Here is a 12,696-nt window from a genome sequence, read left to right as displayed (position 1 = left end):
TGTTTAGTCAATAGAAATTTTGCTTAAGTTTGTTGTTATTTATATATTTTTGATGATGTTCCTACAATGAGGGGGTCTGGTGCAATTGCTACCTCAGGATCTTTGTTATCATAATCAATACTATTTAGTATATATCTAATAGCATTTATTCTTGCTCTTTTCTTATCATCGGACTTCACAATTACCCAGGGAGCATAAGGCTTATCTGTATATATAAACATTCTTTCTTTAGCTTCTGTATAGTCATCCCATTTATCTAAGGATGCTTTATCAATAGGGCTAAGTTTCCATTGTTTAAGAGGATGATTTTCTCTAGCTGCAAATCTATCTTTTTGTTCTTGTTGGCTTACAGAGAACCAAAACTTAATAATTATGGTGCCGCTATCAACTAACATTTTTTCAAGTTGAGGAGCCTGCTCCAGAAATAAAAAATATTCTCTCTCGGTACAGAATCCCATAACTCGTTCAACACCAGCTCTATTATACCAAGATCTATCAAACAGTATTATATCGCCACCAGATGGTAGATGTTCGATATATCTTTGGAAATACCATTGATTTCTTTCTCTTTCAGAGGGTTTTTCTAAGGCTATTACTTTAGCTCCACGAGGATTTAAGTGTTCCATAACTCTTTTTATTGTTCCACCTTTACCGGCAGCATCTCGTCCCTCAAAAATTATTAGAACTTTTTTATTATTTTCTTTAACCCATTTTTGAAACTTTAATAATTCTATTTGTAAATGATGTTTTTGCTTTTCATATACTTTACGAGGGATTTTATGTTTGTATGGAAATATATTCTCGACAAAGAGCTTTTGACGCTCCTCTTGGCTTAATACTTTCATGTGTACATTAACTAATATTTACCATAGATAATATATTACCATAAGGGATAGCTATTCGCTAAAGAGATTAGTTTTTTACTGGTTTAATATTAAGTTTGAGGCTAAATAATATATAAAAAATAGAGAAAATTAGTATTATTGATATAAAAGGAGTTGGAGTTTTTATAGGATATATTAGCACTGCTAGGAATGTGGAAATTGATGCAAGCATTGTAAATATAAAAGTAAATGATTTGATAAGCTTATTTGTACTTATATGCTCAGTTCTTGATAGGTAAATATATTTTATTGGTACAAATGAAAATATCGAAAGAATGACTATTACAATCTCGTTAACCCAGTATGGAGATTGAAAACATAGCATGTACATGACTATTACATTCCAGTAGCTAGGAAAACCAACAAAAAAGTGGTCATCAGTTTTGGCATTAGTTTGACAGAACTGATATGAAGATGAAATCGTTATCATTACTACTACTGGAATTAACCATTCCTGAGAGACTATCCCTGAGACATATATCCAAATGCATGGGACTATGGAGTATGTTGTGAAATCTATAATATTATCAAGTAAAGCACCGTCTAGAGGGGCTAATTTTTTTATATCTACCAATCTGGCCAAGCTACCATCAATAGAATCAATAAAAATAGCCATGATTATGCTAAACATTGATAGCTTAATGTAATAGTGGTGAAGATCTACTTGGTTAATCACACTGGCTTTAGCAGCCTCTATGGAGAAAATGATAGCGAGTATGCCAAATACTGCACCTAATGAAGTGAATAGGTGTACTAGCCAAGCATAAATTTTTTGTATTATTTGCATTGTTGTTATTTTTTTAAATTTACTATGAAATAAATAATTACGGAATTGTAACAAAAATAGTTAATAGTTTCTATGAATAACTAGTTCAATAAGTTTTTCTAACTTTTGTGTAGAAAGTTGTTTTTCATTTAATTGAGTAAGTAGTTTTTTGATTTCACTCTTATTGTGACTTAAGTGATCACCTGCTTTATCAAGACCCATTAGAGATACGTAGGTGGATTTATTTGCGTTAATATCTTTCGCACTAGTTTTACCAAGTTCTTTTGTCGATTTTGTAACATCTAAAATATCATCTTTGATTTGAAAACATAAGCCAATTAAGTCAGAAAGTCTTGTCAAGATGATTTCTATCTCTTTACTATTATGCTCGGAAATGATGTAGGGTATTATTATGCTAGCTCTAAACATTTTTGCAGTTTTGTTTATATGCAGTTTTTGTAAATCTTTTAATTCTAGACTTTGGTTTTCGCCGTCTATATCTAATTGTTGGCCACCAACCATACCTTCTAGACCACAGCATTTTGCAAAAAATATATTTATTTTCTTTAGCTTGTCAATGTTCGATACCTCAATATTGTTTAGAATTTCAAAACCTAATGACTGTAGTGCATCTCCAGCTAATATCGCTGTTGCTTCATTGAATTGTATATGGCATGTGGGCTTGCCTCTTCGTAAAGTATCGTTATCCATTGCTGGAAGATCATCATGTATAAGTGAGTAAGTATGTATGCACTCTATAGCAAATGCAACTTTATGACAGTTCTGAAGACTTATATCCAATGCTTCACCTAGAGCATATACAAATTGTGCGCGTATTCTTTTACCACCGCTGAAAAAACTATATTTCATCGCTTCTTTGAGTCTTTCGGAAGGCGAGTTAATTCCGGAAAATATCTTTTCTGAAAAAAGATTGAAGCTTTCTAGTGTAGGGGTGGTACTCATAAGAACTTCACTATATTGTTATATTGCTTTTCTAGAACATCACTATGAGCTTCAAATGTTTTTAGAGAGCCCTGAGACATTTGTTGCGAATATTCTTTATTATCTAGTAACTTAACTATACTCTCAGCAAGTTCTGTATGGTTTTTTACTCGTATTAGTGCTCTATTGCGAATTAATTCTTTTGATATCTGACTAAAGTTGTAGAGACTTGTGCCACTTATAATTGGTTTTGCGAGGGCTGCAGGTTCTAATAGATTGTGTCCACCGTTGTCTATCAAAGAACCGCCTACAAAAGTGATGTTAGAAATGTAGTATAGATGAAGTAACTCTCCCATAGTATCACCTAAATATATCTGAGTATGGTTAAAGATCTCATTGGTAGATGACGATCTTTTTTGGTAAGAGAATCCTTTATTTGCAATGAGTTTCTCTACTTTCTGAAAACGTTCTTTGTGTCTTGGTACTATTATTAATAGGCAGTTTGGGTAAGTGATTAACACTTCCTTATGAGCGGCAAGTATTATCTCTTCTTCTCCTTGGTGAGTACTACCTGCAATCCATACTGGTCTACTATTTATGCTTTGTTTGATGCTAAGCATCTTATCTTCTAAATTTTCAGGGGTGATAAGATTATATTTTAAGTTGCCAGTTACTGTGATTTTTTCTTTATCAACACCTAATGAGCAAAATCTTTTTGCATCTTTTTCAGTCTGTGCGTTTATTTGACTTATGTTTTTAAATAGGAAATCTTTTCCAAATGGTATTTTGGTGTAGTTTCTAATCGATCTTCTTGATAGTCTTGCGTTTGTTATAACTACAGGAACATTTTCTGCAAAACATTTATTTAAAATATTTGGCCAAATTTCAGTTTCAATTATCAAGAAAGCTTTAGGGTTAACTTTCACAAAGAAGCTGTTTATGAATGGTATTGTGTCATATGGGATGTACATATTGTATACATTATCGTATTTGCTGTACAAATTTTTAACAACATCACTGCCTGTAGGTGTTGTAGTAGTAATAACAAAATTTTCGTTTGGAAAGTTTTTTAAGAGCTCTTTCACTAGAGGTTCTGCTGAAACAGTTTCGCCCACTGATACTGAATGAATCCAAATTGAACTCTTTAGTCGAAGTTTTGTTTGAGCAAATCTTTCTCCCCATCTTTGCCTATAGCTACTATTTTTGAGGCTTCTTTTGAGTTTTTTGAGATATATGAAAGGTACATATATGATGAATAGGCTAGAGTATATATGAGCAAGAGAAACGTATAATATTCTTTTTAAATGTTCCACACTTCGACCCAAAAGCTTACTTGTTTAGTAAAAATTATCAAACTAATAAGCTATTTTAGCATATATGATAAGAAATTATATCATCAAGGATGAAAAAACATTAAGACCTCATATTTTGCTAATAATTTTATCAAGCGCTATAGCTCTATGACTTATTTTGTTTTTCTCACTTTTTGATAGTTGTGCTAAAGTTTTTTGTAATTCAGGTAAAGAGAATACCGGATCATATCCAAAACCATGTTCACCTAAGCAAGTGTGTGCGATCTCGCCATCTAAGAAGCCATATTCTAGTACTGGGGTAGGATCTTTTTCATTTCTGACATAAGCCAAGGCGCATACAAACCGAGCTGTACGATTATCTTTATCTTTTAGATTAGTCAGTAACTTTTGTATATTAGCATCATCATTGCCATGCTCCCCAGCGTATCTTGCAGAGTAAATACCAGGGTCGCCTGCTAATGAAAATACTTCAAGCCCAGAATCATCTGCTATTGCAGGCAATCCAGTGTGTCTTGAACAGTGTCTTGCTTTAATGATTGCATTTTCTATAAAGCTAAGCCCTGTCTCTTCAGCATCACTAATATTGAATTCTGTTTGAGGGATTATTTGAATGTTTATTTTTTTAAAAATATCTGTAAATTCTTTAATCTTTCCTTTATTGCTTGATGCTAGAACTATTTCTCTCATTTTTGAATGTTTTTTAAGGTTTAAGTCTGTGTATATATTAGCAATAATTATCCGAAATGTTATAGTTATATAAATTAAAGAATGGAAAATATATAGAGTATATTTATGAAAGTTTGTTTTATTGGTGGTGGTAATATGGCCGCTGCAATGATTGCGGGAATGGTTAATCATGGCTATGATGGTCAGAATATTATCGTTTTTGATAGAAATGAAGATAAAAGAGAAAATTTAGTTAGTCGATATGGGATACTGTCTTCGGACTCTTTACTAGAGTCAATTGCTGTAGCTGATATTATTATTTTAGCTGTAAAGCCACAAGGTATGATTAGTCTAATCAGGGATATTAGAGATCATGCTAGAGATGATCAGACAATAGTTACGGTAGCAGCAGGCATCAAAGCTAATGATTATGAGAGAATGTTTGCTAAGAATATTTCTTTCGCAAGGACTATTCCCAATACGCCTAGTAGCTTAGGTTACGGTGCTACTGGAATATTTTTTAATAAAAATATTAGTGATCATAATAAGTCAGAAGTTATTAATATTATGAAGACAATGGGAGAGGTCGCTGTAGTTAAAAAAGAGGATGAGATTGATGTTATTGCAGCTATAGCAAGTTCTGGTCCAGCATATTATTTTCAATTTATGGAGCATATGGTCAATGCTGCTGCTAAAAGAGGGCTGGATAAACAACAAGCTGAGAAGCTTGTTGCTCAAACGTGTCTTGGTGCTGCGCAGATGGTCTTGAAAAGTGACGAGGATATGGCTACTTTAAGAAAAAATGTAACATCTAAAAAAGGTATAACTTTTGAAGCTTTATCTACTTTTGAAAGACTTGATCTTGGTGGAACTGTTGATAAGGCAATACAAGCAAATATCAATAGAGCAGAAGAACTTTCCCAAGAGTTTAGTTCACAAATTTCTTGAACACTCATATTAGTTTTAGGGTAATATTTCTCATAACTCATAAGTTTAAATAAATATTTATTTTATGTACCTTATGCTATATACTTTAGCTGATAAATGTTTTTTAGAATCTTATAACGAATAAAGGTGAATATATGAGGCTATTATTGGCTGAAGATGATCTTAACTTAGGTGAGGGCTTACTCGAAGCGCTGCAAAAAGAAGGTCTTATTGTTAATCTGGTTTCTGATGGCGAAGCTGCACAGACTTTCGTTGAATCAGGATTGTATGATATTGTGGTTCTTGATATAGGTATGCCAATTAAAACAGGTTTGGAAGTTCTTAGGAATGTTAGGAATAAAGGTATTAAAGTGCCAATTATTCTTTTAACAGCTAGAGATGGTCTGGAGGATAGAATCAAAGGCTTAGATTTAGGTGCTGATGATTATCTTACTAAACCTTTTGAGCTTAAAGAATTGGTAGCAAGAATTAAAGCTATTTCTCGTAGAATAGACACAAGATCTGGTAAAAGTACTAAAGAAGAAATCAGGTTTGGCGACTATAGCTTTAACCCTAGCTCTGAGACAGTAACTAAAGATGGTGTTATTATTCCAGTTTCAAAAAAAGAATTAGCGCTTTTGGCTATTTTGGTGCAAAATGCTGGCCGTGTTGTACCAAAAACTCAGCTTCTGGAAGAAGTGTATTCTACTGATAAAGAAATGGACACTAATACTCTAGAAGTACACATGCACAATCTAAGAAAGAAAATAAATATTCCAAACTTTATTCAAACTATTAGAGGCGTTGGTTATTTTGTTCAAAAGGATAAAGTAGTTAAGTGATTTCATGGAACTATTGAACTATATCCTAAGTCTAGGTTTTACTTTTTGGCTACTGTTTTTAACTATAGCAAGTGGTCTGATTTATTTGATGGACCTACTTTTTTTTCAAAGGCCAAGATTAAAGCCTTATGCCAAGGAATTAAAGGGTCTATCTAAGAAACAGAAGCGTCAGTTCTATAAGGACTTTGGCCTTAAGGCTCCTTTGATAGCAGATCAAGCAAGATCCTTGTTTAGTGTATTCTTGGTGGTTTTTTTGCTTAGAACATTTCTTATAGGGAACTTTCTTATCCCTACAGCATCTATGACACCAACACTACCTGTTGGAGATTTTATATTTGTTAATAAAGCTGCTTATGGTATTCGAGCACCTTTTACTAATGAAACTCTGATAAAAACAGGTGAGCCTAAAAGAGGCGACATTTTAGTGTTTCACTTTCCAGTTAATCCAAGTGTAGATTTTGTCAAAAGAGTCGTTGGTGTACCTGGAGATGTGATTTCTTACAAGAATAAGATGTTGACGATTAATGGTAAAAAACTTGAGTACACAAATTGTGATAAAGATGCTATTAATTATTACAATCAATCATTAGCTAATGGCAGTGGTGATACAATTTGTACTGAAAATCTTGATGGTGTTAAGCATCAAGTTGATTGGATTGAATCCGTAAAAGGTACTGATTTTGAAAATCTTAAAGTACCTGCTGGACATTACTTCGTAATGGGAGATAACAGAGATAATAGTGAAGATAGTCGTTATTGGGGTTTTGTTTCTGAGAAGGATCTTGTAGGTAAAGCAAAGATTGTATGGATGAGCTGGGATAAGGTTGATAAAAAAGTTCGTTGGAGTGAAATTGGTAAGGTCTTTTAAATAAATGATTCCTGAATATTCTCGATTATATAAAATTCTTGGTTATAACTTCAAAAATTATACTCTCTTGGTCAGAGCATTAACTCATCGTAGTAAAACAAAGAAAAACTATGAAAGATTAGAGTTTTTGGGAGATTCTATTTTGGGATTTGTAATTGCCGAAGCGTTGTATTTAGAGTTTCCAGATTTAGCAGAGGGCAAGCTCTCACAAATTAGGTCTAAGCTAGTTAAAGGAGTAACTTTAGCAAATTTAGCTCTAAATTTTAAGTTGGATGAATATGTTATCTTAGGTGCTAGTGAACAAGGTGGACATAAGCGAGAAAAAATATTAGAAGATGTATTTGAAGCTATTATTGGGGCAATTTATTTAGATAGTGATTTTGCTACTGTTAAAAAGGTTATACTAAACTGGTACAAGCCAGTTATATCAACTCTTAACTTGGATGATGTAAAAGTCAAAGATGGTAAGTCTAAGTTACAAGAAATCCTATTGCAAAATGGTTTAAGTCTTCCTGAGTATAGTATTGAAACTATCGACGGTAAAGACCATGAACAAGAGTTTACAGTGAAAGCATTGTCTAATGATTTAAATATTGAAGTTAGTGCAAAAGGCACATCGCGAAAAAAAGCTGAGCAGAAAGCTGCTGAGAAGATGATACAAATACTATCACAACAAGGCTTACATGAAAAAAAATAGATTAAATCTCAATGGTGTGATTGTCATAAATAAGACTCAAGGTCTTAGTTCAAATAAAGTTTTACAGCAATTAAAGTATATATTTAATGCTCAAAAAGCAGGTCATACAGGAACCTTAGATCCTATGGCAACAGGAGTTCTGCCTATATGCTTTGGTAGAGCCACTAAAATAGCACAATACCTTTTAGACTCTGATAAGGAATATATTGCAACTATTAAGCTAGGTGTTGAAACAGATAGTGGAGATGCTGAGGGTGAAATAGTGGCAAAAAATGCTAATATTCCAGAATTGTCGGCAGAGTACCTAGAAACAGTTTTGAGAGATTTTCGGGGGAACATAGTTCAAATCCCTCCAATGTATTCAGCTTTGAAGTATAATGGACAACCTCTCTATAAGCTAGCTAGAGAAGGCAAGACTATCGAGGTAAAGCCGCGTAATATCAATATATATGAATTAGAACTACTAGAGTTCAATACAGATTCATTAGAAATAAGAGTTAAATGTTCAAAGGGAACATATATTCGTAGCTTAGCAATAGATATTGGTAAAGTTTTAGGCTGTGGTGGACATTTGTCTGCTCTGCAAAGAACCCAAAGCGGACCTTTTGGAATTGAGGCTGCTCATGACTTAGATAACTTAAAAGATTTAAGTTTTGAACAAAAACTTGCTAGTATAACTAGTGTAGAGAGTGTATTTATTGACAAGCCAATATACTCTTTAGTAGAAGAAGAAAAAGATGATTTATACAAAAGAGGACTCTTCGCTGACAAACCTCATCTTGATGGAACGGTCAGGATATATGATGATGAGAAGTTTGTTGCTATAGCAGAGTTTGATAAAGGTAAGTTAATAAGTAAAAAATTTTTTGACCAGGATATATTCATAAGTGAGTAAATATAATATACATAATGATCCTAATAGGGATGTCGAAGCACAAAAGTACGAGAATCCAATTCCAAGTAGAGAAGTGATTCTAAAATATATAAAAGATACTAATATTCCTGTTAGTATAGAAAACATCGCAAATGCTTTAGAAATTTTTAAAAAAAATCTTTTTGATGGTCTTGTAAATCGTTTAGGTGCAATGGTTAGAGATGGACAGTTAGAAAAAGACAAATCATACTATAATCTACCAGAAATGACGCCAATATATATAACATCTAAAGTGACAGCTGATAGAGACTCCCGTTTAGAGTTATTTAGCCATACTTTAAATACTAAGGTTGGAATTGTATCTCATCAGACAAAAATGGTAATGGCTGGTGATGAAGTAACAGCTAAAGTTCTTGGACTTAATAAACGTGGTAGAATAGATGCAGAAATTAAAACAATAGTTTCAAGATCACAAAAAACCATCACTGGATACTACTATAAGAGTTTTGATTGTGATTTTATTAAGCCGATAAGTAAGAGTATGACAAGTGATATCGTGCTATTACCACCGAGGCATAAAATAGAACACAATTCTCTAATTGAGGCCGAGATTGTTGTTTATCCTAGTATAAATAGTGCAGCTGTAGCTAAGTTTAAGCAAGAGGTCGAAGCAGTATCTCCAGTTAAAGAAGCAATGATGATGGCAACACAGAAATATGACTTAATAGAACAGTGGAGCAAAAAGGCTTTGCGCTATTTAGATAATATTTCTGATGATGTGATTGTTGGTAATAGAGTTGATTTGCGTAATGAAAATTTTGTAACTATCGATGGTGAAGATGCCAAAGATTTTGATGATGCTGTTTATGCACACAAGACTAAAAGTGGTAGCTGGAAACTATATGTTGCGATTGCAGATGTGTCAAACTATGTTGAGAAAGATTCAGGCCTAGATTTGGATGCTAAGCGTCGCTCAACTTCTGTTTATTTTCCTGGATATGTTATTCCGATGTTACCAGAGAAGTTATCAAATGGATTATGTTCGTTAAAACCTAATGAGGATAGATATTCTCTAGTTTGTGAGATGAACATATCTAAAACTGGTAAGCTTTCTAGATACAAGTTCTATTCTGCAGTAATAAACTCAAAGGCGCGCTTAACTTATACAGAGGTTGCAAAACTTTTAGAGAAGAAACAAAACTCTATAGTTGATAAAACTCCTGAGTTGATACCAAATCTATTTGATTTATATGAGTTGTATAAAGTGCTACATGGAGCTAGGCAAGAGCGAGGTGCTATAGACTTTGATACCGTTGAAACACAAATAATATTAAATGAGCATAATCATATTGAGTCAATAGTACCAAGACATCGTAATGATGCGCATAGATTAATAGAAGAGTGTATGCTTGTGGCAAACGTTGCAGCAGCTAAATTCACCATTAAGCATAAAAAAACATCGCCATTTAGAGTTCATAGTGAGCCTAAAGAGGATAGGATGGAGACTCTTAAGAAGTATCTTGCTAAGCATGGTATACATCTTGCATATGGTAAAAATGGCAAAGTTACACCAAAGGCTTTGGCAGAAATGTTAGATAGCATAAAGGATCGACCTGATTATGATGATATTCAGATGATGACTTTGCGTAGCATGAATCAAGCGGTGTATAGTATAAATAATGATGGACACTTTGGATTAGCATATAGTGAATATACTCATTTTACATCGCCAATTCGAAGATATCCTGACTTAGTAGTACACAGAATAATTAAATCAATTATTGGCGAATATGAGCATGGTGGTGCTGATTATAAGTCTTCTGAATTAGCAAATATTTGTGAGAATGCCTCTAATCAAGAACGAAATGCAGATGGTGCATCAAAGCAAGTTGAGAGCTGGTTGAAATGCTATTTCATGCAAGACTATATTGGCCATGTTTTGGAGGCTCAAGTTAAGCATGTTAATGGCTTAGGTCTTTTTGCTGAGCTAAAAGATATGTATATAGAAGGCTTGATACACGTTTCTGCTATTCCAGGGGATTATTATATTTATGATGAAGCTAAAGATATATTGATTGGTAAGAGAACTCATAAAGTTTATAAGATTGGTCAAGATATTACTGTAAGAGTTGTCAGAGCAGATTTGGAAAGAATTTACATAGATTTTGAATTATATGATCCACGTAAGCCAAATTTAGATAAAAATAATGATAAGCCATATCCCAAGAAGTCAAAAAAACCTAATAGGGCTAAGAAAAAAAGAGCTAGACGTAGAAAAAAAGCAAAAACAAAAGCGGTTCAATAAATTTATTCTATAAATATTTAATCTAAACGGTTTTCTTTGGTTCTTTAAATCCCCATACTATTCTAAATTTTTTCAATACACAAAGAATTATGTATGTAATATCAATTTGCCATGCTTTGAGATTATTTCTAACAGAGTAAGCAAATTTATGGTGATTGTTGTGCCATCCTTCACCAAATGTAATTAATGCTATGAACCAATTATTACGACTATTATCTGAAGTTTCATAATCTTTTTTTCCAAAAATATGACAGATTGAATTAACACTAAATGTAGTGTGATATAACAATACTGTACTTAAGATACCGCCCCAGAATACAAATGCTAAACCGGATGTTTCGAGGCTGGGGAAGAAGTGGTTAACTAGGCTACCTACAACAAAGAGACCTACTAAATATAAAGCAAATGAAATATGGTCATACTTATCTAACCAAACTAATTCAGGATATTCTATCCAGTCTTTGGTAAACTTGGGATCAACATGATCACTTCTAGATTCAAAAACCCAGCCAACATGCGACTGGAAGATACCGTTTTTAGGTGAGTGTAGATCTGTGTCTTTATCAGAATGAATATGATGATATCTATGGTGACCTGACCACCAAAGAGGTCCTTTTTGAGATGCCCAAGTACCAACCAATGCTAAAATAAATTGAAACACTCTAGATGTTTGAAAAGCTTTGTGTGCAAAGTAGCGATGGTACCCAGCGGTCAAAGCAAATGTTCTAGCTGAAAATGTAACAAGAAATACAACTAAGGCAGTAATATTATAATTTACAAAAAATATTGCCAGGCAAGCAATATGCATAATAGCAAAAGCTATTATAGTAAGTTTATTAGATTGTGTTTCCATGGTTTCTCCAGTTCTAAATCATCTTTTTAGCAATTTTAAAGTAAAGTTTGTAAGGTAAAGTTGCAATAAGTTTTAGAATTATAGTGAATTTTTTTGTAAAGTGAACCTCAAATTTGTTTGACTCTAAACCTTTGATAATGCTAAGTGCAGCTTCTTCAGGTTGAAGTAGAGCTGGCATTTTAAAATTATTCTTGTCAGTAAGTTTAGTTTTAACAAAGCTTGGATTTATTAGACGGATATCAAGCTCAGTATTTTCTGCTTTTAGGCTCTCCACTAAATTTATAACACCAGCCTTAGTAGCAGCATAAGGTTGTGATCTAGGTAAACCGATATAGCCAGCTACACTGGCTGTAATAGCTAGCTGACATTTATGGTTTTTTTTGAGATATGGTAGCGTAAATCTTATTAGGTAAAAAACGGCAGTTAGGTTAGTTTGGATTGTTTTATTAAGATTTGAAATGGCAATGTCAGCAATTAATGAAGGCTCATAGAATGCTGGCAAATATATAATATAATCAGGATTATAGCTAAGAGCTATATCACTTCCTTTTTTGAAGCTCTCAAAATCTGCCACATCAAGATCAACAGTATGAGCAGTATTTTTTAGACTTGCAGATATACTTTGTAGTTTGTCTAGTGAACGAGCTGATATTATAAAATTAGCTTTTATTGAATTATCAAGTTTCTTAAGTAATGCATTGCCAATACCATCTGTTGCGCCAATTAACCATATAGTTTTACCTGCAAATTTTTGCATAG

General features: G+C 33.1%; 13 protein-coding genes. 6 read left to right on the top strand and 7 right to left on the bottom strand.

From position 1 onward, the window contains the following. Nucleotides 1-35: 35 nt before the first annotated feature. The 5 genes from ppk2 to rdgB all read right to left on the bottom strand — a co-directional run bounded on the left by ppk2 (nt 36) and on the right by rdgB (nt 4,592). Nucleotides 36-845, bottom strand: coding sequence for a polyphosphate kinase 2 (gene ppk2 / locus F3D59_RS05060; RefSeq protein WP_004287226.1), 810 nt, complete (start codon nt 843-845; stop codon nt 36-38). Between the two features lie 67 nt (nt 846-912). Further along, nucleotides 913-1,671 (bottom strand): CDP-alcohol phosphatidyltransferase family protein, encoded by a 759-nt coding sequence (locus tag F3D59_RS05055; protein WP_013922566.1) that lies wholly within the window; start codon nt 1,669-1,671, stop codon nt 913-915. A gap of 60 nt (nt 1,672-1,731) precedes the next feature. Beyond that, complete coding sequence (locus F3D59_RS05050) at nt 1,732-2,613, bottom strand: polyprenyl synthetase family protein (RefSeq protein ID WP_150464047.1); 882 nt, start codon at nt 2,611-2,613, stop codon at nt 1,732-1,734. Further along, complete coding sequence (waaA, locus tag F3D59_RS05045; RefSeq protein WP_150464046.1) at nt 2,610-3,905, bottom strand: lipid IV(A) 3-deoxy-D-manno-octulosonic acid transferase; 1,296 nt, start codon at nt 3,903-3,905, stop codon at nt 2,610-2,612. The genes F3D59_RS05050 and waaA overlap by 4 nt, the downstream gene beginning before the upstream one ends. Before the next feature lie 108 nt (nt 3,906-4,013). Further along, nucleotides 4,014-4,592, bottom strand: a complete 579-nt coding sequence (gene rdgB / locus F3D59_RS05040) for an RdgB/HAM1 family non-canonical purine NTP pyrophosphatase (RefSeq protein WP_150464045.1) — start codon at nt 4,590-4,592, stop codon at nt 4,014-4,016. A gap of 105 nt (nt 4,593-4,697) precedes the next feature. On the opposite strand from rdgB, the gene proC reads away from it, so the two are divergent. The 6 genes from proC (at nt 4,698) to rnr (ending at nt 11,084) form a co-directional block, all read left to right on the top strand. Then, entirely contained in the window at nt 4,698-5,519 is an 822-nt protein-coding gene (gene proC / locus F3D59_RS05035; protein ID WP_150464044.1) for a pyrroline-5-carboxylate reductase, read from the top strand. Between the two features lie 134 nt (nt 5,520-5,653). Continuing rightward, nucleotides 5,654-6,340 (top strand): response regulator QseB, encoded by a 687-nt coding sequence (gene qseB, locus F3D59_RS05030; RefSeq protein ID WP_150464043.1) that lies wholly within the window; start codon nt 5,654-5,656, stop codon nt 6,338-6,340. Between the two features lie 4 nt (nt 6,341-6,344). Next, nucleotides 6,345-7,208, top strand: a complete 864-nt coding sequence (gene lepB, locus F3D59_RS05025) for a signal peptidase I (protein ID WP_150464042.1) — start codon at nt 6,345-6,347, stop codon at nt 7,206-7,208. 4 nt (nt 7,209-7,212) lie between these two features. After that, nucleotides 7,213-7,905 (top strand): ribonuclease III, encoded by a 693-nt coding sequence (gene rnc / locus F3D59_RS05020; protein WP_149368674.1) that lies wholly within the window; start codon nt 7,213-7,215, stop codon nt 7,903-7,905. Further along, a complete protein-coding gene (gene truB, locus F3D59_RS05015; protein ID WP_150464041.1) occupies nt 7,892-8,800 on the top strand; it encodes a tRNA pseudouridine(55) synthase TruB in 909 nt (302 codons plus the stop codon). Before rnc ends, truB begins: the two co-directional genes overlap by 14 nt. Further along, nucleotides 8,793-11,084 (top strand): ribonuclease R, encoded by a 2,292-nt coding sequence (rnr, locus tag F3D59_RS05010; RefSeq protein ID WP_150464040.1) that lies wholly within the window; start codon nt 8,793-8,795, stop codon nt 11,082-11,084. Before truB ends, rnr begins: the two co-directional genes overlap by 8 nt. A 22-nt stretch (nt 11,085-11,106) precedes the next feature. On the opposite strand, the gene F3D59_RS05005 is transcribed toward rnr, so the two are convergent. Both F3D59_RS05005 and F3D59_RS05000 read right to left on the bottom strand, forming a co-directional pair. Next, nucleotides 11,107-11,937 (bottom strand): acyl-CoA desaturase, encoded by an 831-nt coding sequence (locus F3D59_RS05005; protein WP_150464039.1) that lies wholly within the window; start codon nt 11,935-11,937, stop codon nt 11,107-11,109. A gap of 13 nt (nt 11,938-11,950) precedes the next feature. Further along, nucleotides 11,951-12,694, bottom strand: coding sequence for an SDR family NAD(P)-dependent oxidoreductase (locus F3D59_RS05000; RefSeq protein WP_150464038.1), 744 nt, complete (start codon nt 12,692-12,694; stop codon nt 11,951-11,953). Nucleotides 12,695-12,696 lie beyond the last annotated feature (2 nt).

Origin of the sequence: Francisella sp. XLW-1 (assembly GCF_008711455.1) — a bacterium.
GTDB classification, from domain to species: Bacteria; Pseudomonadota; Gammaproteobacteria; order Francisellales; family Francisellaceae; genus Francisella; species Francisella salimarina.
The sequence above is the reverse complement of the archived record's forward strand: the minus strand, read 5'-3'. Positions and strand labels throughout refer to the sequence as shown.